General features: G+C 53.9%; 22 protein-coding genes. 14 read left to right on the top strand and 8 right to left on the bottom strand.

Annotated elements, in window-relative coordinates; all coding sequences use genetic code 11:
* Positions 1-36 precede the first annotated feature (36 nt).
* Positions 37-2,067, top strand: coding sequence for a methyl-accepting chemotaxis protein (locus tag JWZ98_RS08615; protein ID WP_205453978.1), 2,031 nt, complete (start codon positions 37-39; stop codon positions 2,065-2,067).
* A 30-nt stretch (positions 2,068-2,097) separates the two neighbouring features.
* Here JWZ98_RS08615 and JWZ98_RS08610 read toward each other — a convergent pair whose 3' ends face one another.
* Positions 2,098-2,454 (bottom strand): hypothetical protein, encoded by a 357-nt coding sequence (locus JWZ98_RS08610; RefSeq protein WP_101051892.1) that lies wholly within the window; start codon positions 2,452-2,454, stop codon positions 2,098-2,100.
* Positions 2,455-2,661: 207 nt separating this feature from the next.
* Between JWZ98_RS08610 and JWZ98_RS08605 the strand changes: the two genes are divergently transcribed.
* Positions 2,662-3,828 (top strand): right-handed parallel beta-helix repeat-containing protein, encoded by a 1,167-nt coding sequence (locus JWZ98_RS08605; protein WP_205453977.1) that lies wholly within the window; start codon positions 2,662-2,664, stop codon positions 3,826-3,828.
* 3 nt (positions 3,829-3,831) lie between these two features.
* On the opposite strand, the gene JWZ98_RS23380 is transcribed toward JWZ98_RS08605, so the two are convergent.
* A complete protein-coding gene (locus JWZ98_RS23380) occupies positions 3,832-3,960 on the bottom strand; it encodes a hypothetical protein (RefSeq protein ID WP_256438971.1) in 129 nt (42 codons plus the stop codon).
* A 19-nt stretch (positions 3,961-3,979) separates the two neighbouring features.
* On the bottom strand, positions 3,980-5,374 hold the full coding sequence (locus JWZ98_RS08600; protein WP_033156678.1) for an OFA family MFS transporter: 1,395 nt from the start codon (positions 5,372-5,374) through the stop codon (positions 3,980-3,982).
* Between the two features lie 297 nt (positions 5,375-5,671).
* Here JWZ98_RS08600 and JWZ98_RS08595 point away from each other — a divergent pair, with 297 nt between their 5' ends.
* The 12 genes from JWZ98_RS08595 to JWZ98_RS08540 all read left to right on the top strand — a co-directional run bounded on the left by JWZ98_RS08595 (position 5,672) and on the right by JWZ98_RS08540 (position 19,221).
* Positions 5,672-8,023, top strand: a complete 2,352-nt coding sequence (locus tag JWZ98_RS08595) for a TonB-dependent receptor (protein ID WP_205453976.1) — start codon at positions 5,672-5,674, stop codon at positions 8,021-8,023.
* Entirely contained in the window at positions 8,023-9,519 is a 1,497-nt protein-coding gene (locus tag JWZ98_RS08590) for a PepSY domain-containing protein (protein ID WP_205453975.1), read from the top strand. Before JWZ98_RS08595 ends, JWZ98_RS08590 begins: the two co-directional genes overlap by 1 nt.
* A 192-nt stretch (positions 9,520-9,711) precedes the next feature.
* Positions 9,712-10,236 carry a hypothetical protein gene (locus tag JWZ98_RS08585; RefSeq protein WP_205453974.1) on the top strand — a complete coding sequence of 175 codons (525 nt, stop codon included), beginning with the start codon at positions 9,712-9,714 and terminating at the stop codon, positions 10,234-10,236.
* A gap of 359 nt (positions 10,237-10,595) precedes the next feature.
* Positions 10,596-11,078, top strand: coding sequence for an MSMEG_0572/Sll0783 family nitrogen starvation response protein (locus tag JWZ98_RS08580; RefSeq protein WP_205453973.1), 483 nt, complete (start codon positions 10,596-10,598; stop codon positions 11,076-11,078).
* Positions 11,079-11,233: 155 nt separating this feature from the next.
* Positions 11,234-12,229 (top strand): Nit6803 family nitrilase, encoded by a 996-nt coding sequence (locus JWZ98_RS08575; RefSeq protein WP_205453972.1) that lies wholly within the window; start codon positions 11,234-11,236, stop codon positions 12,227-12,229.
* Positions 12,207-13,319, top strand: a complete 1,113-nt coding sequence (locus JWZ98_RS08570; protein WP_205453971.1) for an MSMEG_0568 family radical SAM protein — start codon at positions 12,207-12,209, stop codon at positions 13,317-13,319. The genes JWZ98_RS08575 and JWZ98_RS08570 overlap by 23 nt, the downstream gene beginning before the upstream one ends.
* Before the next feature lies 1 nt (position 13,320).
* Positions 13,321-13,863: an MSMEG_0567/Sll0786 family nitrogen starvation N-acetyltransferase gene (locus JWZ98_RS08565; RefSeq protein ID WP_205453970.1), complete on the top strand. Its 543-nt coding sequence runs from the start codon at positions 13,321-13,323 to the stop codon at positions 13,861-13,863.
* Positions 13,860-14,909, top strand: a complete 1,050-nt coding sequence (locus tag JWZ98_RS08560; RefSeq protein WP_205453969.1) for a sll0787 family AIR synthase-like protein — start codon at positions 13,860-13,862, stop codon at positions 14,907-14,909. The genes JWZ98_RS08565 and JWZ98_RS08560 overlap by 4 nt, the downstream gene beginning before the upstream one ends.
* Positions 14,910-14,911: 2 nt before the next feature.
* The gene (locus JWZ98_RS08555; RefSeq protein WP_205453968.1) at positions 14,912-16,084 is read left to right on the top strand and encodes an MSMEG_0565 family glycosyltransferase; all 1,173 of its coding nucleotides are present in this window, start codon (positions 14,912-14,914) and stop codon (positions 16,082-16,084) included.
* The gene (locus JWZ98_RS08550) at positions 16,077-16,364 is read left to right on the top strand and encodes an MSMEG_0570 family nitrogen starvation response protein (protein ID WP_205453967.1); all 288 of its coding nucleotides are present in this window, start codon (positions 16,077-16,079) and stop codon (positions 16,362-16,364) included. The genes JWZ98_RS08555 and JWZ98_RS08550 overlap by 8 nt, the downstream gene beginning before the upstream one ends.
* 34 nt (positions 16,365-16,398) lie before the next feature.
* Complete coding sequence (locus JWZ98_RS08545; protein ID WP_205453966.1) at positions 16,399-17,670, top strand: MSMEG_0569 family flavin-dependent oxidoreductase; 1,272 nt, start codon at positions 16,399-16,401, stop codon at positions 17,668-17,670.
* A 117-nt stretch (positions 17,671-17,787) separates the two neighbouring features.
* Entirely contained in the window at positions 17,788-19,221 is a 1,434-nt protein-coding gene (locus JWZ98_RS08540; protein WP_205453965.1) for a PLP-dependent aminotransferase family protein, read from the top strand.
* Positions 19,222-19,339: 118 nt separating this feature from the next.
* Here JWZ98_RS08540 and JWZ98_RS08535 read toward each other — a convergent pair whose 3' ends face one another.
* The 5 genes from JWZ98_RS08535 to JWZ98_RS08515 form a co-directional block, all read right to left on the bottom strand.
* Positions 19,340-20,014 carry a hypothetical protein gene (locus tag JWZ98_RS08535; protein WP_205453964.1) on the bottom strand — a complete coding sequence of 225 codons (675 nt, stop codon included), beginning with the start codon at positions 20,012-20,014 and terminating at the stop codon, positions 19,340-19,342.
* A 14-nt stretch (positions 20,015-20,028) separates the two neighbouring features.
* Complete coding sequence (locus tag JWZ98_RS08530; RefSeq protein ID WP_205453963.1) at positions 20,029-20,583, bottom strand: cyclin-dependent kinase inhibitor 3 family protein; 555 nt, start codon at positions 20,581-20,583, stop codon at positions 20,029-20,031.
* Between the two features lie 37 nt (positions 20,584-20,620).
* Positions 20,621-21,682 (bottom strand): 23S rRNA (adenine(2503)-C(2))-methyltransferase RlmN, encoded by a 1,062-nt coding sequence (gene rlmN / locus JWZ98_RS08525; protein ID WP_240348280.1) that lies wholly within the window; start codon positions 21,680-21,682, stop codon positions 20,621-20,623.
* A 66-nt stretch (positions 21,683-21,748) separates the two neighbouring features.
* On the bottom strand, positions 21,749-22,444 hold the full coding sequence (locus tag JWZ98_RS08520; protein WP_240348279.1) for a copper resistance protein B: 696 nt from the start codon (positions 22,442-22,444) through the stop codon (positions 21,749-21,751).
* A complete protein-coding gene (locus JWZ98_RS08515) occupies positions 22,431-24,131 on the bottom strand; it encodes a copper resistance system multicopper oxidase (RefSeq protein WP_205453962.1) in 1,701 nt (566 codons plus the stop codon). The genes JWZ98_RS08520 and JWZ98_RS08515 overlap by 14 nt, the downstream gene beginning before the upstream one ends.
* Positions 24,132-24,149 lie beyond the last annotated feature (18 nt).

Below are 24,149 nucleotides of genomic sequence, written 5' to 3'. Positions count from 1 at the left end.
GCACATTGACGTTTCTGCTGAAAATGGATACCGCTTATGCCTGATCTCCTTAGTAATCAGTCCGCACCTCAGGATTTTTCCTTACGCAAACTGTTGACCGTACTGACCGCCACGGTGGCTTTATTGCTGATAGTCGGCAATATGTTTGTGTGGCTTAGCCACGGCAAACTGGAAACAGCGGAAGCCGAAAAACAGCGTCTGATAAATGCGACGCTGGCATTTAAAAATGTTCGCTATCACGTCGTACAAATCCAGCAATTTCTCACCGATGCATCAGCGGTAGGCGAAGACGATTACAGCGACGCCTTGGCGGAAAAAAATGCCGCTCACGCGGAACTGACGAGTTTACTGGCGATGATGCCGGACATGAACCCGGCGATTAAGGACGCCGATAACGCCGTGACTGAGCTTTATGCCACCGGCGAACGCATGGCGAACGCCTATTTTCAGCAAGGCCGTGAAGCCGGCAACCTGATCATGAAAGCGCCGGAAAATGGCTTCGACGCGGCTTCGGAAATCTTGGCCAACAAACTCAATCAGCTTGCCGGCAGCGTGGAACAGCAAGCCAACGCCGCCTCACAGCAGCAAAATCAGATGCAAAGCCAGATGTTTACGGTCAGCGCCACCGTCGCCGGCCTGGCTTTGCTTTTGATAGTCACCGCCAATATCTGGCTGACGCGAAAATTATTTAGCGTGTTGGGCGGCGAGCCCAGCTATGCGTCGAAAATTGCCGGCAGTATCGCCAAAGGCCAATTAGACATCAAAGTCACCACTGAGAAAAACGATACCAACAGCTTATTGGCGACCATGAAGCTCATGGGCCAGGAACTGACCAGCCATATGCGCGAGATCAACGCGGTTAGCAAGCAAATCGGCCAGTCTTCCTACCAAATATCCAATATTTCCGGCGGCATTTCCAATGCCAACCGCTCGGAACAAGCGAGATCGTCCGAGGTAAAAACCGCTACCGAACAATTACGTAGCACCACCGAAGAAGTCGAACGCTTTTCCGTTGAGATTCGCCACCGCACCCAGGTAACGCAAAACACGGCGCAAAAAGGCATCATCGCCGTCAACGAAAATCTTGACGAAATGCGCCGGGTTGTGAAGGAAGTGGAAAACGCGGAAGCTAAAACCGTGGCACTGCGCCAAGCTAATCGGCAAATTCAGGATATTACCACCACCATCCGCAACATCACCGAGCAAACCAATCTACTGGCCTTAAACGCGGCCATCGAAGCCGCCAGAGCCGGCGAATACGGCAGAGGTTTTGCGGTGGTAGCCGATGAAGTGCGTAAGCTGGCGCAAAACGCTTCCGGCGCTACCGCCGAAATTGCCAGCATTATTGGCGAATTAACCAAAATCATCGAAGAAAATACTCTGGCGATGGGCTCCATCATCCAGACCACCAAACAGGGCATGGAAAAAGCCGAAACCACCAGTGTAGTCATCAACGAGATTGTGGGTCAGATAGCAGAAAATGCGGGTACGGCGCAGCAAATCTCCCAGGTATCCAAATATCAACTGGATAACGTCAACCAATTGCAGACTCGGGTATCAGCTTTATTCGACGCGCTGGGGCAGAACGAATCCAAAGTGCACATCACCAGGACCATCAGCGACGACCTTTACGTGGTGACCGAAAAAATGCGCACTATGCTGGAACACTTTAGCTTCGATGCGCAGTGGACGGCGACTCCCGCCGCCAACGAGAATCGTAAATTTCCGCGCAGCAGCCAATACTTGCTGGCCCATGTCGAAATCGCCGACTTGGTTCTCGACGGCGTCACTGCTGATTTCAGCATGTCCGGTGCCTGTTTGCGTCTGCCTGTGGAACTGCCCTGCCCGCTAAACAGCTCGATTGCTATTCAATTGCGTATTCCATATGACAATATTCAGCAATATGAATCGCAACTACCGCTGGAAATAGTGTGCAGCATCGTGTGGTACAAGCGTGTCGATGGCGAGCACCACTACGGGGTTAAATTCAACGAGTTCATGCCGCCGGAAACCGCGCAGAGCTTAAAAGCCTGTTTTGCCTTTTTCAATCACTCCGCAACCTATTAACCACGGCTTGGAAATACTTAGCGCAAAAATTCAATCGAATTCGTTGCAGCATGGACATTTCCAATCCACATCCGCTGGCCGCGTCGGATGCACGTGATTCAGCAGTTTTTTCGAGCCGCCGAAATCATGATAGTTTTGGCAGACTTTTTCGAACGCGGCCTTGGGCGATGCGGCATAGCTAAACTTAAATTTGGGATACCTGCCGACATGCTGCTTCAAGCGGGCGTTTAGGTCGGTTTCCGAACGGCCGACGTATTTGACGACAAACTTATTGGTTTTTTGATTAATAATGCCCAAGGCATAATTACCTTCAGCGCTTTCGGTGATTAACTCGTTGATTTTGGCATTGCTCAAATCGTAAGCCCCTTGCATATCAAGTGAAGCCATAGTTCCTCCAGTAGCGTCTCGCTATTCTTATAATCAAGTCGTAGGTCTGGCAAATATGCCTGATGACAGGATAATACTCTTATCTGGTCCAAGTATTACTTTAAATATTGCAAGTTCAGTCCGACGCCTTTGTAAGGCGCTGCCGATCAGACAGAATATAGCGCTTGGGATTAGTGAATTTTACAGCCGCTCACACCAGGAGTCGGGATGCATCGCTTGATATTGTCGGGATGTTTGATCAGTGTGGTTAGTTGGCTGCTGGCCTTCCCGGCGCACGGCACCGAATGGCAAGTCGGCCCGCAGCGCGCGCTTAAACTGCCTAGCGCGGCTGCAAGACTGGCCAAAGACGGCGATGTCGTCAGCATCGACGCCGGGCTATATCAGGGCGACGTCGCCAGTTGGCCGCAGCAGCGCTTAACCATACGCGGAATGGCAGGCGGCGCTCACCTGGATGCGATTGGCAATGCCGCGGAAGGCAAAGCGATCTGGGTACTAAAAGGCAACAACACGGTCGTTGAAAATATCGAACTTTCCGGGGCCAGCGCGCCAGCGCTGAACGGTGCCGGCATCCGCTTCGAAGGTACTCATCTGACGCTGAGAAACTGCCATTTCCATCACAACCAGATGGGCATCTTGACCGGCGTTAACCCTGACAGCGACATCCTGATCGAGAATTCGGAGTTTAACGACAACACCGTCGATTATCCGCGCCACGGTAAACTCGGCCATAACATCTACATTGGCAATATCCGCCGTTTTACCCTGCAAAATTCTTATATCCACGATGCCAGCACCGGCCATAACGTCAAATCGCGCGCCAGGGAAAACTATATTCTTTACAATCGCATCACCGACGAGCGTAACGGCTCCAGTTATCTGGTGGACTTACCGGATGGCGGCGGCTACTTGATTGGCAATCTGTTTCATCAAAGCGCCAACACCGAAAATGCCGCGATGCTGGCGTTTGCCGCCGAACACAACCAAACTCAGCCGAATCAACAGCTTTATCTGGTCAACAACACCTTCGTCAACGATTACCCCGGCGGCTCGTTTCTGCATAATCACAGTATTGCCACTGCGATGTTAATCAACAATCTGTTGATAGGCGAAGCCACCGCCATGATTGGCCCCAACCAGGAAAACCACGACCTCAAGGCTAAGGCCAACGTGTTACTTGATCCGGCAAGTTACGATTACCGCCTGAAACCTAATGCGCCGGCAATCGATCAGGGCATCTCCCCCGGACTCGCCGCCAACGGGATGCTGCTTAATCCCCAATTTGTCTATCGCCATCCGCGCGGCAGCGAAAAACGCCGCCAACAAGGACCGCTTGATGTGGGCGCCTACGAATTTATCGCCAAACAGCCCGATTAAACCTCAGCTGAACAAAGCCAAGGCCTTTTTCAACGTTGACCACACACCCCAACTGAGCGGGATCAGTACATAAAGCCAGAATACCGCCAACAGCCAGGGGCTGGAAGATTTGCCCGATTCGGAGTTATTCATAAAAAGTGCCCTGCCTTACTTAATGTTCGGCTTCGTCAGCCGGATAAATACCGTCCAGCTCGTCGAAATCGCCGTGTTTCATATGATGTTTCTCATGCACCGGGCGGATCGATAGATTGGCGATAAAACCCACCACCAATAGTCCGGCCATAATGTACATGGTGACGTTGTAGGCATCGGCCTTAGCCACGCCCTGGCCTATTTGATATTCGCGGATGTAATTCACCAATACCGGCCCCAACACACCGGCGGTTGACCAGGCGGTCAACAATCGGCCATGGATACCGCCGACAAAACGGGTGCCGAAAATATCCGCTAAATAAGCCGGAATTGTGGAAAAACCGCCGCCGTACATACTCATGATCAAAGCATACAACAACACGAACAGCGCCATATTGCCGCTCATACCCATGGTAGGTATCGTGGAATACAAGCCAGCTCCGACCGCGAAAAAAATAAAATAGGTGTTTTTACGCCCGAGATAATCCGACGCCGACGACCAGAAAAACCGCCCGCCCATATTGAACAAACTCAGCAAACCGACGAAACCGGCCGCCGAAGCCGGCGTTACCGAGCCTTTAAACATCTCCTGTATCATCACCGAAGCTTGCCCCAGCACACCAATGCCGGCCGTCACATTCAGACACAACACCAGCCACAGCAAATAAAATTGCGGGGTTTTTAAAGCTTGGTCGATATGCACGTGCTTATCGGTGATCATTTTGTTTTGCACCAGCGGCGGCGTCCATCCCGCGGGCTGCCAATCAGGCGGCGGGATGCGGATGGTCAATGCGCCTATCAGCATCGAACAAAAATACAGGCCGCCCATCACCAAAAATGTTTGCACTACGCCAACCGATTCGGCCGATTTGAACTGGTCCATCAGCAACACCGATAAGGGTGCGCCTATCATCGCCCCGCCGCCGAAACCCATGATAGCCATACCTGTCGCCATACCGCGCCGATCCGGAAACCATTTGATCAACGTCGATACCGGCGACACATAGCCCAAACCCAAACCAATACCGCCAATCACGCCGTAACCCAGGTAAATCAGCCAAATTTCGTGCAGGTGTACGCCCAAGGCCGAGATCAAAAAGCCGCCACCAAAACAGCAAGCTGCGACGAACATCGTCAGGCGTGGCCCGACTTTTTCCAGCCATTTGCCGCCGAACGCCGCCGACAACCCTAAAAACACAATCGCCAGACTGAAGATCCAGCCCAGCGTCGTCAGCTTCCAATCCTCCGGCGCGGAGGTACCGATGCCTATTACCCGAGTCAATGGATCGTTGAATACACTGAACGCATAGGCTTGGCCGATGCACAGATGCACCGATAAAGCGGCCGGCGGCACTAACCAACGGCTATAGCCGGGCTGCGCGACGCTATGTTGTTTGGAAAAAAATCCCGACATACTTGATCCATTGTTTAACTAAATTTTCGATAGTGGCGTTTTACCGCAGCGCCGGCCCATGCGGCATTTTAGCATTGCCGGCCGGCAGGCTTTAAGTCCAATATCCGCGGACCTAAATCAGTACCAAGCCGGCGAAACAAGCCATATACCGCGAAACTGTCCATTTATCTAACATAGATTAATTAAAAAAGTCAGCCCTTATGCCCTGCAACACCCGCCCTGTTGGCACTTCCGTTCCCGGCACACTAATTGCTGCCACCCAAAAGCCTTCTAACTTCTAAATACCTGATAAAAACAATGAAAAAAACCAAGTTACAGGATTTTCCAGTTGCCCAAACCGGCCAAATAGCAGGCGTCGCCGCCTTGCTGTTTTCGCTGCACGGCATCGCTCACGCTGCCGAGTCATCGCCGACCGAGGATCTAAAAACCAGCGAGACAACCAGCAAACCCAAAACGGCCAGAACCGCTAGCCAAAGCCAAACCGGCGACACCGCCACTACGCTGGATACAGTCACCGTAGCTGGAACGGCTCCCTTTAATCCACCCAACCAAAAACCGCAACTGGATACCGAAGCCGCTACCGGCAGCCGCCTGGGCCTGACACCTCGCGAAACGCCGGCTTCGATCACGATTATTGACCGGGCGACTTTCGAAAAGCGCGGCGCGCAGACTACGCAGGAAGCCTTGGAAAGAGCCCCTGGCATACTCGTATCGTCGCAACCCGGCTCAGCCGGCTCAGTGTCGATGCGGGGTTTCACCGGTTCGCAAATCACGCAGCTGTTCAACGGCATTACCGTGCAATATGATGTCGTGGCCGCCCGCCCCATCGACAGTTGGCTAACTGATCGCGTCGAAGTCTTGGGTGGACCGTCCACATTTTTATACGGCCAAGGCGCAGTAGGCGGCTCGGTCAACTATGTCAGCAAAATTGCGCATCGAGGCCCGGATGAACATCACGGCTTAGTTTCGCTGGGTGAATACTTAAACCGCCGAGCTTCCTACGGTTTCAACGGCCAACTGGGTAATACCGATAATTGGCTGCAAGCCGACATCAGCTATTTGGGTTCCGAAGGCTATATCGACCACACGGAAGCCGATTCCGGCGTGATGTCGTTTTCCTTGTTAAGCGACATTACGTCCAAACTGTCGCACACCATCGCCTTCGAGCATCAGATGGAAGACCGCGATTCTTACTGGGGCACGCCGGTGCTGAATCCGGTTGTCAACGGTAGAATAGTCCCCTGGGGTACCGCCGGTTTAGGGCCCACCGAAGGCCAAATAGACCCCGGCACCCGCTTTAAAAACTATAACGCCAGTGGTTCGGTATTTGATCAGCAGGTGTTTTGGTTACGCGACATTGTCGACTATCAACTGTCCGATAACACCCAATTCAAAAACACCTTTTACTATTACAAAGCGGATCGCCAGTATTTAAACGTAGAAGGTTACGACTGGAACAGCACGAATACGCTGATTACCCGCAATAAATCGTTTGCGGTAAATCACGATCAGGCTTTGGTCGGCAACCGATTCGAAATCGTGCATAGCAGTAATTGGTTCAGCCTGCCTTCGAAAATTTCGGCCGGGGTCGACATTGCCTACAACAAGCAAACCCGCGCACCCAGCATGGAAAGCTCGACAGGCACCGTCAGTATCGTTAACCCATACAATTTCAGCACCGGCACCTACTACGACAACCCTCTGGCCACCGGGCCAATATCCAACGCCCGCAACGAACTGTATACCGTCGCCGGTTATGCCGAAAACCGCCTGACTCTGGTGCCCGATTTAAACTTGATCACGGGCGTGCGGGTAGACGATATTCGTCTGGATGCGAAAAATTTACGTACTTCCTTTGTGCCTCCGACCGCCACCAGCCCCGCCGCTTTTGGCCGCCGCTGGACGGCTGTGACTTGGCGGGCAGCGTTGATGTACGACATCACCTCCACCTTTAACGTCTACGCACAATACAGCACCGCAGCCGATCCGCCGTCCGGCATTTTGACCACCGGCACCTTCGCCGCGCTGCAAGACTTCGATCTCACTACCGGTCGACAAGCAGAAGTAGGCACCAAATTCGACTTTTGGGACGGCAAAGGCTCGGCGACACTGGCAGGCTATTACATCGAACGGAAAAATCTATCGATAACCGATCCGACGGACCGAAATCGGCAGTTACCAATAGGCGCACAGTCCTCTGGCGGTGTAGAGGCCAATATCGGGGTACAACTCACCGACGAATGGAGCGTGCAAGGCAACATGGCCTACGTCGATGCCCAGTACGACAAATTCCTGGAAACCGTCGGCACCAGCACGGTGTCAAGAAAAGGCAATCGGCCGGCCAATGTCGCCAAATGGGTGGCTAATGCCTGGCTGACCTGGGATTTCGATGCCGATTGGCAATGGAATTTCGGCTCGCGCTACGTCGGCGACCGTTTCGTCGATACCGCCAACTTGATCAAAACCCCGGCTTATGCGGTATTCGATACCCAACTGTCCTGGAAATTTAATCCAAAAGCCACTGTCACCGCGCGGGTTAAAAACCTGTCCGACGAGCAATACGTCGAATGGGGTAGCGGCGGTAACGCCCCGTTATTTTTCGTCGCCGCACCGCGTACCTTCATGATGGAATTGAAAGTAGACTTTTAATGCTCAACGGGCTAAAGCGCAATCTATATCTGGTTCACCGTTGGCTGGGTATAGCCTTGTGCTGTTTCATGGCCATGTGGTTCGTATCCGGCGTCGTGATGATGTATGTCGGCTACCCCAAACTGACGCCGCAGGAAAAGCTGGCCGGCTTATCTGAGTTGGCTACTGAGCATTGCCGGGTCAGCCTGGCGCAAGCCATGGCAGCCGGCGGCCAAGTCAAAAGCCCCGATAGCGTGCGCTTGACCAGCGTGGCCGGCGCGCCGCGTTATGTATTTGCTTACGGCAAAACCCAAATCGCCGTGGATGCCGAAACCGGGAACCGTGTCGATCAGGTGACGCCGGCCCAGGCCTTAGCGTCAGCCGGCAGCTTTCTGGCGACGGCTGACGGCTATTATCTGGATCGCATCGACGAAGACGCCTGGACGCATTCCAAAGCGCTGGACGAACATCGGCCGCTGCACCGCGTGCAAATGGCCGACGAGCAAGCCACGCTGCTTTATATTTCCAACACTACCGGCGAAGTGGTACGCGATGCCAATCGCCACGAACGCACCTGGAACTGGCTGGGGGCTTGGATTCATTGGCTATATCCGTTTCGCGGCGGTGCTTTGGATCGTTACGCGGCGGACATTGTCATTTACACCGCGCTGGCCGGTTCGGTATTAAGTTTGCTTGGCCTAATCGTCGGCATACTGCGCTGGCGTTTTCAGGGCCGTTACAAACATGGCACAAAAACCCCATACCGCGAGGCCTGGATGCGGTGGCATCACCTGCTGGGATTGGGTTTTGGCGTAATCGCCTTCACTTGGATACTCAGCGGCTTATTTTCGATGAATCCGTGGAAAATATTCGACTCCACGGCCGCCAAACCCAAGCTCCAGACCTACATGGGCGGAGACATTTCGCCGCAGTATTTCCCCTTGTCCGCAGCGGAAGCCTTGGCGCGTTTTCAAAATACCGGGTTTCAGCCGCGGGAAATCGAATGGCTTGTACTGAACGGCCAAGGTTTTTACATTGCTTTTGATGGTCAGGGCCGCAGCCGTATCCAGACGGCGCAGACTGATAGCCGGGTTTTCGAGAAATTCGAGTGGCCGGCCCTGCAAACGGCAGCCGAACGGCTCATGGCTCCGAATAAAATTGCCAGGCAAAGCGTGTTAAACGAATACGACTTTTACTACTACAGCCGTGCCGCGCATACCATGACCGGGCACATCGACAAACGTTTGCCTATCCTGCGTTTGGAATTTGCCGACGCCGACAGCACCTGGCTGCATCTCGACCCCTACACCGGTCACTTCAGCAAACTCGATGCCGGTAGGCGCGTCAGCCGCTGGCTATTTGCCTTTTTACACAGTTGGGACTGGCTGCCTTTACTGAACAATCGGCCGGTCTGGGATATTGTGTTGATAGTATTCAGCACCGGCGGCTTGTTGATTAGCGCAAGCGGCATCGTCATCGGCTGGCGGCGTGCGAAGCGCAAGCTGGCTATTCATTAAGCCAATCCACGAACACCGACGCTTCCAAGCAGGCGGGAGCCACCCATCCCTTATCAGCGCTCCCCAAGCCTGATCGGCTTAATCGATAACCGTTAGAAAACGTCAGCCAAAACGCTTATTCTGTCGGCACGTTTAACCTCGCCGGGTAGTCCCCTTCTACCGAAACGCCAAAATGCTACGGATACTAAAACCATGAACGACTCAAGAACCCGCTTGGACAGAATCAATACCCGGATTAGAAACAACCCGCTGCTGTCATTGTTGATTGCAGTCAGCACGCTGGTTATTGGCCTTTCGACGTTTACCAACGCCACCCGGAATCTAATAGATCTGTTAAGCGGCGCAGAACAGCGGCCGGCAATCAACGGATTATGGCAAGCCCAAGTCAGCTATGACTGGCCGAACGCTAATTATCAAGAGCGATTCGATTTCGCCGGCAGCGATACGCAGCTATATGGCAGCGCTACATTTACCGGCAGCCCAAACGGCATTTTGGAAGGCGAGATCGCCGGAGGTACCTTGCGTTTTATTACCAAAACCCCGGAATCACTGGGATCAGGCCCCACACAACAGGCTATCCATCGGTATCAAGGCAAAATAGCCGGCGATGAAATTAAATTTGTGATGCAAACCGAAGGCGGCTATTCGGCACATGTGCCTGTTGAGTTTACCGCGCAGAGAACCGGCAATCCGGCGCTTCAGCCGGCAGCTAACTGATATTTGCGCAGAACAGCAAAGTGACAGGCTTCGCGCCGCTGCCCCTGGCGGCATTTCCCATATAGACAGCCTGATCCGGTGTTAGTGATCTAAAAATATGATCTGAGTTGATTGGCTCGCTCGCAAATTGAATGATTTGGCGAAATGCCACCATAACAGTTATGCGCTTTTTCAAGCCATACAGATTTCATTTCACTAAATCTGTACTTAAAAATTAGGCAATAAACTGAATCTGTTTGGCTTTTTCCTAGCTTAGTAAAGTATTCACCGTCGACCAGGCAACGCTGGCGGCCAGAAATACTTCCCTGCATCCATCCCGCCGATGCAGGGCATTTTTTACTAACATCCAGGAGAACTTCATGCCCGCAGTCACCGCACCGGCCCATCAAAAAGGCGATTGTTTTGTCGATTTCGAAGAAAAAGTATTTGAAGACGTCAAAGCCGAGCCCGGCCAGAAAGCCTTGGTCAAATTCCATACCGTCGCCTTCGAAGGATCTATAGGTTTCGTCAATCTGCTGCAGGCCACCCGTTTGCAACGTAAAGGCTTCGAAACCTCCATTCTGCTGTATGGTCCGGGTGTCACCTTAGGTCTGCAGCGTGGCTTTCCACGTTTGGGCGACGAGTCTTTTCCCGGTCACCAAAACTACGCCAATCAAATCGCTAAATTCATAGAGGAAGGTGGCAAAGTCTATGCCTGCCGCTTTGCACTGCAAGCCTTGTACGGCCATGGCGAGCCCAGTTTACTGCCGGGCATTCGCCCTATCAGCCCATTAGACGTGTTAGACATCGTGTTGCTGCACCAGCGCGACAACGCCTTCATTCTCGATACCTGGACTTTGTAAACCGTAACGCCGAACCCTTCATCGAGAGGGCGTCGTAAAAACCAAAATGTAGGTTGGGTTAGCGTAGCGTAACCCAACAAAATCAAATTGTTGGGCTTCATTGCATTCAGCCCAACCTACGTTTTGAGCTTGTTGATCATCCACAGGAGAAAAAAGTGACCAATCCCAACATCGTCAGAGCGGCGGCGGTACAGATTGCGCCGGTGTTAGAATCCGCCACCGCCACCGGCGACAAGGTTTGCCAGGCCATCAGCGACGCCGCCGCGAAAGGCGCGCAAATCGTGGTGTTTCCGGAAACCTTCGTGCCTTATTACCCCTACTTTTCCTTCGTGTTGCCACCGGTCGCCCAGGGCCGTGAACATCTGAAACTATACGATTACGCGCCGACGGTACCGGGACCGATTACCGACGCGGTCGCGGCGCAAGCCAAGGCGCACGGCATCGTGGTGGTATTGGGGGTCAACGAGCGCAACCACGGCAGTCTCTATAACACCCAACTGATTTTCGACGAAACCGGCCGTCTGGCATTGAAACGCCGCAAGATCACGCCGACCTACCACGAGCGCATGATCTGGGGTCAGGGCGATGCCTCGGGATTAAAAGTTGTGGAAACCGGCATCGGCCGCATCGGTGCGCTGGCCTGTTGGGAACATTACAACCCGCTGGCCCGCTACGCCTTGATGGCTCAGCACGAACAAATCCATTGCAGCCAGTTTCCCGGCTCCCTGGTCGGGCCCATTTTTGCCGAGCAAATTGAAGTAACGATTCGCCACCATGCGCTGGAATCCGGTTGCTTTGTCATCAACGCCACCGGCTGGCTCAACGATGAGCAGATCGACGCGGTCACTACCGAGCCAACCCTGCAAAAAGCCCTGCGCGGCGGTTGTTGCACGGCGATTATTTCCCCCGAAGGCCAGCATGTGGTCGAACCGTTGCGGGAAGGCGAAGGCATACTGATCGCCGATCTGGATATGAATTTAGTCACCAAACGTAAACGGATGATGGATTCGGTCGGCCATTACGCCCGGCCGGAACTACTTAGTTTGCGCATAGCCGACAGGCCGGCGGTACCGATGTTCAGCGACCTGCCAGCCGTTTCATCTCACCCCATCCAAGAGAGCGACCGCGATGATGCTATCAGCACAAACTAAAGCCGGCGTGGCAGAGCTGATCGCCGATCTGCAATCCTTAGGCTTACGCCTGGAAGGCAGCGAAGTCGGCATCACAGGACGGCGTGGCGGTGCCGGCCCTTCTGACCACAAAGCCGTTAACTTGTCGGGCCGAACTGTGATGATACCGATTGCCACGGTCTCGGCTTGCGAGTCGCCGTTCGTCGCCAGTCGGCCCGATGTCAACGGTATCAGCGAGATTCGCCGAGACGGCGCTGTGGTCAGCCACGTTCAATTCCCGCGCCAGCCACGTTTTTATGATTTGCAGACTACCGACGGCATTCCCTATTCGCAGATCGCCACACTGCATTCGGCGGATGTGTTAGCGACCACGCTACTGCAATCTTGTATTCGCTACGGCAACCGCAAAACTTCCTGCCAGTTCTGCGCCATCGGTCAGTCTCTGGCGGCGGGCAAAACCATCTTGCGGAAAACGCCTGCACAACTGGCCGAGGTGGCGAAAGCCGCAGTGGAACTGGATCAGGTCAAACACATGGTCATGACCACCGGTACGCCGAATCTCACCGACAGAGGCGCTGCTTTGCTGTGCGAAAGCGCCGCAGCCATTAAAGCGGCAGTCGATCTGCCGATTCAAGGCCAATGCGAGCCGCCGGATCACGACATCTGGTTCGAGCGTATGAAGGCCGCCGGCATAGACAGTTTGGGCATGCATCTGGAAGCGGTCATGCCGGAAGTGCGCGCCCGCATCATGCCCGGCAAAGCCGGCGTAGCATTGGAGCGTTACATGGAGGCCTTCGACGCGGCTGTGAAAGTATTCGGCCGCGGCCAGGTCAGCACCTACATCCTTGCGGGCCTGGGCGACACGCCGGAAGCGATTCTGTCGGTCTCCGAGCATTTGATCGCCAAAGGCGTTTACCCCTTCGTGGTGCCGTTCGTGCCGATCAGCGGCACACCCTTGCAAAACCATCCGGCACCGACGCCGGCCTTTATGGCAAAAATCCTGCCGCCGTTGGGCGCGATGCTGAAGCGGGCAAATCTGCTATCCCAACATATGAAAGCCGGTTGCGCCAAATGCGCTGCCTGCTCGGCACTGGCCAGTTATGAGGTGTGAGATGTGGAGCGATAACTTTAAACCGTTTTTTGCCAACACCTACCTGATCAAATTTGTCACCGAGGATTGGGAACGCAAGCAAATGCGGGCGCTGCGCCAGGCCGTGTTCTGCGAGGAACAAGGTATTTTTGCCGGCGACGATCTGGACGACATCGACTACATCGCCACCCCTATCGTCGCCATCGCCTGCGTCGCCGGGTTGCCGGACCGAGTCGTTGGCACCGTGCGTATTCATCAGGAGCAACCCGGCGTGTGGTGGGGCTCGAGATTGGCGGTGGATCAGGACTACCGCAAACAAGGCAGTCTCGGCGCGGCTTTAATCAAACTGGCGGTCACCAGCGCCCACGCCCAGGGTTGCACACGCTTTCTGGCGCAGGTGCAAAGCCGCAACCAATTGCTGTTCCTCCGACTGCACTGGAAAACCTTGCAGGAAATCGAGGTGCACGGGCGGCCGCATTATCTGATGCAAGCAGACCTGGCTTGGTATCCACCTTATGCAGACGGCGCTATCGGTTTTGTAACGACCAGTCGGATCGCGGCATGAGTTCATTGACTGAATTGACCAAGAGCATCCAACAAGGCTTGGGGCTGGCGCATAAGCGCGACATCGCCGAGGTGGTGGGAAGACTCTATGGTTCCCACGGTCTCCGTGGGAACCCAGCCCCGGACGCTCCAGCGTCCCGAACCGCGGAGCGGTTCAGCTTGTATTCCCACGCGGAGCGTGGGAACGATGTACCCGTAGGCGATGACTGCGCGGCCATCCCCGACGGCGACGGCTTCCTGCTACTGGCAAGCGAAGGGTATTTGAACGACTTCGTCGCCAGCCAACCCTGGTTTGCCGGCTATTGCGGCGTGATGGTCAACGTTAGCGACATTTACGCGATGGGCGGGCGGCCGATCGCGGTGGTCGATGCGATCTGGAGCGACGGCGCTGGCCAAGCCAAGCCGATACTGGAAGGCCTGGCGACCGCCTCGCAAGTCTACGGCGTACCGGTGGTTGGCGGCCACAGCAATCTGCGCAACGACCGCCCGCAATTATCGGTGGCGATTATGGGCCGTGCCAAGAAACTGCTCAGCAGTTTCTCAGCCAAACCGGGACAACAACTACTGGCAGCCATCGATTTACGCGGTCATTTTCGCGAACCCTATTTGTGGTGGGATGCCAGCACCGGCGCGCCACCGGAACGTCTACGCCAAGATTTGGAAATCCTGCCGACACTGGCCGAAACCGGCTTGTGCGCTGCCGCCAAGGACATCAGCAATGCCGGGGTAATCGGCACCTTGTTGATGCTGCTGGAATGTTCCGGTTTGGGCGGCGTAATCGACATTGAGGCCATACCGCGTCCAGCCGACATCGATTTGGCAAGATGGTTGCGCTGCTTTCCCAGCTACGGCTTCGTGCTGAGCGTGGATGCGATGAATAGCGAAGCCGTGATCGAACTGTTTGAGCAGCGCGGCATCTCGTGCGCGGCCATCGGCAAGACTGACGACAGCGGCCAACTTAGACTCAAAGAAGGCGGCGAGGAGCAATTGCTCTGGGATTTAAACAACGAAGCCCTAATCGGCTGCGGCCCAAGCCGCCAGGATTAGCCATGCAACGACTACGAATTGCCATGCTGACCCATTCCGTCAACCCGCGCGGCGGCGTGGTGCATGCGATGCAATTGGCGGAGGCCTTGCAGGATCTGGGACACGATGTGACCTTGATCGCCGCTGCGGAACCCGGCAAAAAATTCTTTCGCGCCGTACGCTGCCAGACACCCCTTATACCGCTAGCCGGATTGAGCGGCGATCTGGTCGCCACTGTGGGCCAGCGTATTCAGGCGTATATCGATTACTTCAGCCAACCCGCTACCGACAGATTTGATATTTACCACGCCCAGGATGCCATCAGCGGTTGCGCGATGGCCGAACTTAGCGAACGTGGCATCATCAATGGCTTTATCCGCACCGTGCATCATCTGGATAGTTTCGACGACGCTTCATTGGCGAATTGGCAAAATCGCTCGTTTGTGGCGGCACAACAAGTCTTATGTGTCAGCCGAGATTGGCAGGACAAGTTGCAAAAGCAGCATCGGATTGCCGCCACCCCAGTCAATAACGGCGTCGATACCCGGCGCTATTCGCCCGGGCCGCAAGCCCATGATGAAACCCTGCGCCAATCGCTGGGTTTGTCGCGGGGCGGGCCGATCTTTCTGGCGGTCGGCGGCATCGAGGCGCGTAAAAACACCTTGCGTATCTTTGCGGCATTCCGTGAGGTTTTGCAGCAGCGCCCCAATGCCCAGTTGATCATCGTCGGCGGCGCCAGCTTGTTGAATCATGATGAGTATCGCCAGCGATTCAATGACGCTGTTTCCGAGAGCGGTATTCAGGAGGGGCACGGCCAACCATTGATCATCACCGGCCCATTGCCCGATGCCGACATGCCGAGTTTGTTTCGTCTGGCTGACTCACTGGTGTTTCCATCATTGACTGAAGGCTTTGGCCTGGTGGTGCTGGAGGCCATTATCTCCGGCACGCCGACCATCGTTTCGCTGCGGCCGCCGTTTACCGATTATTTGCGAGATCAGGACTGCGTATGGACCGACCCGGAAGACAGCACAGCGATCGCAAACGCGATGCTGATGGCCGTCGATGATTTCCCCACGGATAGCCTACCCACTATTGCTAGGCGTTTAAGTGAGGCATTTTCCTGGGCGCAGTCGGCCAATACCCATCTTGACATTTACCGTTCACTCATTGCCAAAGGAACTCAACATGCCTGAAATGCGCTTCCGCGTCCGCTGGCCGGACCAAACCGAAAGCCTGTGTTATTCGCCATCATTGGTGATTAAGGATTATTTCCAACCCGGACAAAGTTATCCCTTGCCGGCATTCGTCGAGTACAGCCGCGAAGCGTTGGAAATAGCCAGCGAAAGAGTACGGCAAAAATATGGCTACACCTGTTCCAGCGCAATGAGCCAACTGGCGGAAATCGAAGCCAAGGCCAGCCAATTTTTGGATAGCGACAATCCCCAAGTAAGCGTGATCGAGTTCATCGAATAAGCCAACACACCCCACTCAAATAGACGAGGACGCCATGAAAGAAAAATCAGAAAACACCCGCCTGCACTATGACACGATTATCGTCGGCGGCGGCCAAGCCGGTTTGTCGGTTAGTTACCAGCTGCAAAAGCAAGGCATCAACCACATCATCTTCGAAAAACACCGCATCGGCCATTCTTGGCGCAACGACCGCTGGGACAGCTTTTGTTTGGTTACGCCAAACTGGCAATGCCAACTGCCGGACTTTCCCTATCAGGGCGACGATCCGCAAGGCTTTATGCTGAAAGATGAAATCGTCGCTTATGTTGAAGCTTTTGCCAAAAAAGTGAATCCGCCCATCATGGAAGGTGTAGCGGTAAATCGAGTATGGCGGGGTGAGCAAGGCCAATTATATGTCAGCACCTCGGCCGGCGAGTTTTCGGCCGACCATGTCGTGGTCGCAACCGGCGGCTACGACATCCCCATCGTGCCAGACTATGCCCACAGTTTGCCCAAACATATCACCCAGATTCATTCCGTCAATTACCGTAACCCAGAGCAATTGCCCGACGGTGAAGTGCTGGTGGTCGGCAGCGGCCAATCTGGCGTGCAGTTAATGGAAGACTTGCATCTGGCCGGCCGCAAGGTACATCTTGCCGTCGGTAGCGCCCCGCGTTCGCCGCGTATGTATCGCGGCCGCGAGACCACGGAATGGTTGTTTGACCTGGGCTTTTACCAATTGACCATAGACCGCCATCCCATGGGTGACGAGGCCAAACATAAAACCAATCACTATCTGACCGGGCGTAGCGGTGGTCACGAAATTGATTTGCGCCAATTTGCCTTGGAAGGCGTGAAACTTTACGGCAGCATGGCCAATATCGACGGCAACCTATTGGAGTTTTTACCGGATTTGACCAAAAACCTGGACGATGCCGACGACATCTACGTCAACATCCGCAATGACATCGACCGTTACATCGCCGAGAATAATATCGATGCTCCGGTAGAACCGCCGTTCCGCAAAGTCTGGGAACCCGAGTTCGATCCTACCCGCATCGACGCCGATGCCGAAAATATCACCAGCATCATCTGGGCCATTGGTTTTAGACCGAACTACCGTTGGATAGAACTGCCGGCATTCGATGGCCGCGGCTTCCCGCAATACGATCGCGGCGTTAGCAACGTGGACGGTCTGTATTTTATCGGTTTGCCCTGGTTGCATACTTGGGGTTCCGGACGGTTCCTGGGGATTGCCGACGATGCCGAGTATTTGGCGGATGTGATTCAGCGTAAATCGGCGGTTAAGACAGTGGCTGAGCTTTAATCATTGGCCGTCAGTGCGGCAAGGCAAGCGCAGGGTTGGCTTTATAATGCGGCTTATTGATCGAACTAAAACGAGTGGATGCTCAGTGCAAATGCATGGCTTAACCCGGATAAAAACATGAAACACTTGTACGAAACCGTCGCGGATACAGTGATTGCGCATATCGAACAGGGTGTTTACAAGCCGGGCGAAAAACTGCCCGGCGTCAGGAAGTTGAGTCAGCAATTGCATGTCAGCATCTCAACCGCACTGGAAGCCTATCGCCTGCTGGAAGACAGCGGCAGGATTCAGGCGCGCCTGCGTTCCGGTTACTATGTCAGCGGCTTTCGCCGACAGGCGATTGTGGAGCCGGACATTTCCGATGCGCCGGTCACGCCCGCCAAGGTCACCGGTCAATCGCTGACCCGACAAATCCTCCGCGCCGCCAAGGACCCATATCAGATCAACCTGGGTTCGTCGGTGCCGCATGCCGATTTCCTGCCCACGCATGCGCTGCAACAAGCGACCGGTAAGGTGGCGCGCAGCTTTGGCAAACGCTGTTTCGACGCCGACGAATTACTGGGTAGTCAGGAACTACGCCGGCAAATCGCCAAGCGCATGGTGGAACTGCAATGCGCCGACAGTCCGGACGATATTGTGGTGACCCACGGCGCGCGCGAAGCGGTCAGATTGGCGTTAATGGCTATTTGCGAACCCGGCGACTTGATCGCCATCGAATCACCCACCTTTTACGGCTTATTGCAAGTCATCGAATCCTGCGGCATGGAAGCGCTGGAAATCCCTACGCATCCGCGCGACGGCTTGTCGTTGGATGCGCTGCAAATGGCCATCGAGCAATGGCCGATCAAAGCCTGTTTGCTTGTCTCCAATTACAACAATCCTCTGGGTTCGTGCATGAGCGACGAGCGCAAGCAAGCCTTGGTGGCCTTGCTGGAACGACATCAGATTCCTCTGGTCGAGGATGACGTCTACGGCGACCTGGGCTTTGGCTTGCGGCGGCCTTCGGTCTGCAAAGCCTGGAGCCGAAACGGCCAGGTGTTGTATTGCAACTCCTTCGCCAAGACCCTGTCGCCAGGCTTGCGGGTGGGCTGGCTGGTGCCGGGCCGATACATGGCACGGGTGGAAAACCTGAAATACATGAAACATCAAGCCGTGCCGACCCTGAATCAGCTGATCGTTGCGCAGATGTTGGAGCAAGGCGGTTACGACCGCTACCTGCGGCATGTGCGTCAGGACTATTCCCGCAACGTGGCGTTGGCGGTGAACGCGGTCAGCCTGTTATTCCCGGAAGGCACGCGAGTAACACAGCCCGAAGGCGGCTTTGCCTTGTGGGTGGAACTGCCGGCCAGCGTCGATGCCATGGCACTGCACCGCCGGGCCAGCCAGGAAAATATCATCATCGCTCCCGGCCCCTTATTCTCGGCCACGCAAAAGAAATACGGCAATTTCATTCGCTTGAGTTGCGCCGTGCCTTGGAACGACAGGGTAGAAAAAGCGTTGAAGAAGTTGGGCGATATTGCCGGGGATTTGCTGGCACAAAATCCCCAGTGACTGCAGTTAATTTGATAACGTGGGTATAGTTGTCTTAGCTAATGAAATTGGATGTTGACCGCGACCGGCGGGTTTTTGCCGCTCGTAACCAATCCATTAGCGCTGCCGCACAAACAGACTAGCGCCCTGCCATATTGGCTTTGCGTGCAATCATTTTGTCAGCCAAGGCCAGGGTACCGCCGCTGTCAAGAATGACTTGGCGGATTTTCTCGTCCGGAATCCGTAACACCACGTTTATGGCCTGTTTGATGTCGTCGGCACTCATCTCGGCAAAGAGTTTGACGGCGTGCGGGTTATCGGTATCGCGGCGCAACAGCTCCAGTTCGTCGACGCGGGTACCGAATGCTTTGCCCTTCGGATCGCCCTGAGCCCGAAAGGCCAGTGCGCCGCCCACATCCAATGTCAGCACTTTGCCACCGGCAACACCTTGGTTATCGCCATTGTAGCCGGCAGCGTCCCAGTTGGCGGTCCAGGCGTGCACACCGAACCAGTACCGAGCCTGTTTGCATTCGCTGTCATTCAGATGAGCGATGCATTTTTTGGTGAGTTCGACCCATTCTGTCGCCACCTGGTCCGCCGCAATTGTTCTCACATAGGTCAAAGTGGGCGCTCCAGCCAGTTGATAGAGCTCGGCTGCGATCAGCTCATTGCGCGCATGCGCCGCAGATTCCAGTGTTTTCACGTAGTAGCGTCGACCGTTACCGTCCTGAAAAATGCCTGCTGGATTGCTACCCAATTGCCCGCCTATCCGTTGCAGGGTGGTGGTATCAATAGTCGGAGTATCGGCACACATCGTTATGCACCGGCTTAAGAGATGGGTTTAGTGCGACGCACCAGCGCCAGCTGCGCCGGTGTTTCAATGGCTCCCTTACGCACGTGCCGAACGGCATTGATCGCTTCTTCGGCATCCATGCCCAGTTCCACCAACAGCCGCGCCGCGATCATGCCCGCCCGACCCAAGCCGCCTTTGCAATGTACCAGCACATCTTGGCCGCTACGCAACATCACACGGATCTCATGGCCTTGTGTGACCCACTGCTGTTCGAAAGCCAGAGTAGGCACGGAAAAATCGGCAATCGGCAAATGTCGCCATTCGATGCCGCGTCGGCGGATTTCATGCCCGAGCTGCGGCACCTTGAGGGCTTTAAGCTCTGCGGGTTCGACGAGTGTCAACACCAGTTTTGCCCCCCAGGCAGCGATGGCATCCAAATCGATACCGAGGTCGCGCTCCCAGGCGCCCGTGTAAGCAAAGTGGTCGTGCTTGCCGGGGCAGAAAGTAATGCCGATCCGTCCATACGAAGGACTCGCACGCAGTTCTGCGATCTGCAGCGGATGTGTGTGGCTGGTCCGTACAGCTGTCATATTGCTATCCTGCCGGAATATTGAAGGGAGGAGTTTTTTAATTTTTAGAATTAAGTTGTCCGCATGCCGCTAATACATCATCACCTTTAGTGCCTCTTATTAAGGTCGGGATTCTAAAGGTATCTAAAATTGCCTTAAAATTTTCGACTTCAATCAGATCAGGACTCTCGTAACGTGAGCCAGGGAAAGCATTAAATGGAATTAAGTTTATATAAGCCCTTTTGCCTTGCAGTAACGCGCCCAATTTTTTAGCATCATCCGCAGTATCGTTTAAACCTTTTATCAGAATATGCTCATAAGTAATAAATTGTTTCTTTTGCAAAGGTATGGCGTCAATATAGGTTAATACCTCAGCGAGCGGATATTTTTTATTAATCGGAATAAGTTCATTCCTTTTTTCAGTGAACGGTGAATGCAGCGATAAGGCCAAGTTCACGCCGGGCACTTCCTGGAGCCATCTTTTCAGTCCGGGAATATAACCTGCCGTTGAAACCGTAATTTTTTGTACACCAATTGACGTACCACGTTGCGATAAAAAAATTTCACAGGCTTTTTTAACGGCGTCAAAGTTATGTAAAGGTTCGCCTTGCCCCATGAAAACAATATTTAAAATCCGCTCTTCTCCTGGCCTGTTGCTTGCCAACCAACGCCAAGCCTGCAGAAATTGCCCAACCATTTCACTGGTAGTCAAATTCCGTTTAAGTCCTTGTTCTCCGGTAAAACAAAAAGAGCAATTCATGGCGCAGCCAACCTGCGATGACAGACAAATAGAATATTTGTTGTTAAACGGAATAAGGACAGTTTCGACTTTATGATTGTCTTTGAGCTTAAACAGAAATTTTACTGTTCGATCTTTTGACGACTCTTGCACGGTATCTATTTCCGGCAAGGAAAAATCGAAATGTTTTTCAAAAAAAGCCAATGAGGATTTTGAAATATTATCTCGGCATTGCATGCTTTCTTTTTTCTTATAATGCCAATTAAATAGAATACCTGCTACCGATTGATTTAAATCATTCTGCTTTATAACGGCTTCTAAATCAGCATAATTTAAATCGTAAAAAGATTGTTTCAAAATTTCTCCTGGCAATGCCGACATTTTAGCTATCCCTATTAGCTTGGAAATTGGGTATTATTTTCCGAATGTATGCAGGTCCGCAACGCCTCAATACCACACTCGCACCCCGACGACACCGCGCAAACTGTGTTGGTGCTCGCGGAGTGATTCTTCCTCGACATAGTCCATACCCACATAAGGCGCAAATTCGCGTGCGATCTCGTAACGCAAGCGAAAGCCGGCTTCAAACTCGGTAATGCCGGCCTTGACGCCGCGATTTTTTATATCTTCTGCAGCGACATTCACTTCCACCCGCGGTTGCAGAATCAGGCGTTGGGTCAAGAGCATTTCGTAACCCAGCGTCAATCGCCCCAGCACGTTGCCTTTCTCGTTAATGAACATCGCACTGTCCACTTCAATAAAATACGGCGCCAGCCCTTGAAAGCCGATCACCGCATCGAAAGTACGTTCCGGTTCTATCGCCCGCCGCGCACCGATTTGAAAGTCCCAAAACGTGTCGATATTTCGGCTATACAGCACTTGCAAGTCGGCGCGGCCGAAGATATTTTGATCGGCGGAATAATCGCCTTCTGATTTCAACCACAGTTTATTTTCGTCGGTGCCGGTCCAGTTTTGCACGTCCCATTTGAACAGATGCAAGTCTTGATTACCTTCGTATTCCAATCTGTCGGCCTTGAAATGATTAAAAATCATCGAGCTATCGTGCGCAGTAGCAACGGAACAGAATAAGCCCAAGCAAACCCACAAATTGCGAGCACTGAACAGGGCTTTAACGATGTTCATGCTCAGCCCTTTCCACGATCAATTTACGAAACATGCCGGTATCCATGTGATACAGCAGATGACAGTGAAAGGCCCACTCGCCTTCCGCGTCGGCCGGCACATCGACGCTGACGGTCTGGCCGGGCTTGACGTTGATCACATGTTTTTTCGGGTTGTACATGCCATTGCCATTGTCCAGGTACTGCCACAGGCCGTGGATATGGATGGGATGGTTCATCATGGTTTCGTTGACATAGGTAAAGCGAATCCGCTCGCCGAATTTGACCCGAATCGGCTCCGCATCGGCAAATTTAGTGTCGTCGAACGACCAGATATAGCGCTGCATATTGCCGGTTAGCCTGAGTTTGATTTCCCGATCCGGCGGCCCCATTAGCGCATGGTTGGGTTGCACGGCGATCAACTGACTATAGCTCAACGGTTTGGCGGTTTCGCTGGCTTCTGCCACTGGCATTGTGCGGCCAGCATGGGGATTCGGCAGGGTCTCGGCAATGGCGTTCTGATGGCTGCTGTGTTCCATCATGGTGGAATCTGGTGCAAGGGAGTGTTCTGCGTGCGAGTGTTCAACTTCCGCAGCGACCGCTGGTTCAACTGGCGCTTGATGAGCAGAGTGGCCGGCATGCTCGCCTCCCATATCCGCCAAGGTCAACAAAGTCATGGGGCGCATGTTGGGCGGATCGGCGAGCATATCTGCGCGCGGCGAGAACGTCGCGCTGGCATAACCACTGCGATCCATCGCTTCGGCAAAAATACTGTAAGCCTGTTCGGTTTGCGGCTCCACCAACACATCGTAGGTTTCCGCGACCGCTATCCGAAACTCCTCCACATCAACCGGCTCGACGGGTTGCCCGTCGGCGGCAATCACCGTCATTTTCAGACCCGGCAGACGCACATCAAAATGCGTCATTGCCGAAGCGTTGATAAAGCGCAAACGCACTGTTTCGCCCGGCTTGAACAGATAGTGCGGTTTCACTTCGGCGGTTTGGCCGTTGATCAAAAACCGGTAGTTGGCGCCGGTCACGTCGGCCAGATCGGTAGGCTCCATACGCATTTCACCCCAGGCCAGCCGATCACTAACGGTCTCCCAAAAACCCAAGCGCTGAATATCGACGAAGAAATCGCCCACTGTGCGCTGCTGAAAATTGTAATAGTCACTTTGTTTTTTTAAGCGGGCCATAGTCCGCTGCGGATCGGCACGCGGCCAATCGGACAGCATGACCACATAATCGCGATCTACCGTTTGCTGTTCCTGTTGCGGGGCTATGATCAGCGCTCCAAACAAGCCCTGTTGTTCCTGCATCCCGGAATGGCCGTGATACCAGTAGGTGCCGCTTTGCTTGACTTTAAATTGATAGGTAAAAGTCTGGCCCGGCTCAATACCGTCGAAACTGATGCTCGGCACGCCGTCCATTTGATAAGGCAGAATGATGCCGTGCCAGTGAATTGAAGTGGATTCTTTGAGTAGATTAGTGACTTGCAAGGTCACGTCCTCGCCTTCCCGCCAATGCAAGGCAGGCGCCGGCAAAGCCTGGTCCACAAGCACGGCCTGCTGGGTTTCGCCAATCAGATTGATCGATTTTTCCGAGATCGACAAACGATAAACATCGGCCTGGGTCCCGCTGGACACCAAGCTAGCCAGCAATAGCCAAGCCGCCGAATACCTAGCGCCGGAGAAATCCCAATAGTGCATAACACCTCTAAAGACCGA

It is taken from the genome of Methylomonas sp. EFPC1, assembly GCF_016925515.1.
In the GTDB taxonomy this organism is placed as follows: domain Bacteria; phylum Pseudomonadota; class Gammaproteobacteria; order Methylococcales; family Methylomonadaceae; genus Methylomonas; species Methylomonas defluvii.
Note: the sequence above shows the minus strand (reverse complement) of the source record. Positions and strands in the feature narration are given on the sequence as shown.

What these genes read in the sequence shown, in the direction of transcription:
- JWZ98_RS08585 (WP_205453974.1), top strand. Translation starts at nt 9,712, where the DNA reads ATGAACGACTCAAGAACCCGCTTGGACAGAATCAATACCCGGATTAGA.
- JWZ98_RS08595 (WP_205453976.1), top strand. Translation starts at nt 5,672, where the DNA reads ATGAAAAAAACCAAGTTACAGGATTTTCCAGTTGCCCAAACCGGCCAA.
- JWZ98_RS23380 (WP_256438971.1), bottom strand. Translation starts at nt 3,960, where the DNA reads ATGAATAACTCCGAATCGGGCAAATCTTCCAGCCCCTGGCTGTTGGCG.
- JWZ98_RS08600 (WP_033156678.1), bottom strand. Translation starts at nt 5,374, where the DNA reads ATGTCGGGATTTTTTTCCAAACAACATAGCGTCGCGCAGCCCGGCTAT.
- JWZ98_RS08610 (WP_101051892.1), bottom strand. Translation starts at nt 2,454, where the DNA reads ATGGCTTCACTTGATATGCAAGGGGCTTACGATTTGAGCAATGCCAAA.
- JWZ98_RS08515 (WP_205453962.1), bottom strand. Translation starts at nt 24,131, where the DNA reads ATGCACTATTGGGATTTCTCCGGCGCTAGGTATTCGGCGGCTTGGCTA.
- JWZ98_RS08535 (WP_205453964.1), bottom strand. Translation starts at nt 20,014, where the DNA reads ATGTGTGCCGATACTCCGACTATTGATACCACCACCCTGCAACGGATA.
- JWZ98_RS08570 (WP_205453971.1), top strand. Translation starts at nt 12,207, where the DNA reads ATGATGCTATCAGCACAAACTAAAGCCGGCGTGGCAGAGCTGATCGCC.
- rlmN (WP_240348280.1), bottom strand. Translation starts at nt 21,682, where the DNA reads ATGTCGGCATTGCCAGGAGAAATTTTGAAACAATCTTTTTACGATTTA.
- JWZ98_RS08605 (WP_205453977.1), top strand. Translation starts at nt 2,662, where the DNA reads ATGCATCGCTTGATATTGTCGGGATGTTTGATCAGTGTGGTTAGTTGG.
- JWZ98_RS08545 (WP_205453966.1), top strand. Translation starts at nt 16,399, where the DNA reads ATGAAAGAAAAATCAGAAAACACCCGCCTGCACTATGACACGATTATC.
- JWZ98_RS08580 (WP_205453973.1), top strand. Translation starts at nt 10,596, where the DNA reads ATGCCCGCAGTCACCGCACCGGCCCATCAAAAAGGCGATTGTTTTGTC.
- JWZ98_RS08560 (WP_205453969.1), top strand. Translation starts at nt 13,860, where the DNA reads ATGAGTTCATTGACTGAATTGACCAAGAGCATCCAACAAGGCTTGGGG.
- JWZ98_RS08550 (WP_205453967.1), top strand. Translation starts at nt 16,077, where the DNA reads ATGCCTGAAATGCGCTTCCGCGTCCGCTGGCCGGACCAAACCGAAAGC.
- JWZ98_RS08615 (WP_205453978.1), top strand. Translation starts at nt 37, where the DNA reads ATGCCTGATCTCCTTAGTAATCAGTCCGCACCTCAGGATTTTTCCTTA.
- JWZ98_RS08520 (WP_240348279.1), bottom strand. Translation starts at nt 22,444, where the DNA reads ATGAACATCGTTAAAGCCCTGTTCAGTGCTCGCAATTTGTGGGTTTGC.
- JWZ98_RS08590 (WP_205453975.1), top strand. Translation starts at nt 8,023, where the DNA reads ATGCTCAACGGGCTAAAGCGCAATCTATATCTGGTTCACCGTTGGCTG.
- JWZ98_RS08530 (WP_205453963.1), bottom strand. Translation starts at nt 20,583, where the DNA reads ATGACAGCTGTACGGACCAGCCACACACATCCGCTGCAGATCGCAGAA.
- JWZ98_RS08565 (WP_205453970.1), top strand. Translation starts at nt 13,321, where the DNA reads ATGTGGAGCGATAACTTTAAACCGTTTTTTGCCAACACCTACCTGATC.
- JWZ98_RS08540 (WP_205453965.1), top strand. Translation starts at nt 17,788, where the DNA reads ATGAAACACTTGTACGAAACCGTCGCGGATACAGTGATTGCGCATATC.
- JWZ98_RS08555 (WP_205453968.1), top strand. Translation starts at nt 14,912, where the DNA reads ATGCAACGACTACGAATTGCCATGCTGACCCATTCCGTCAACCCGCGC.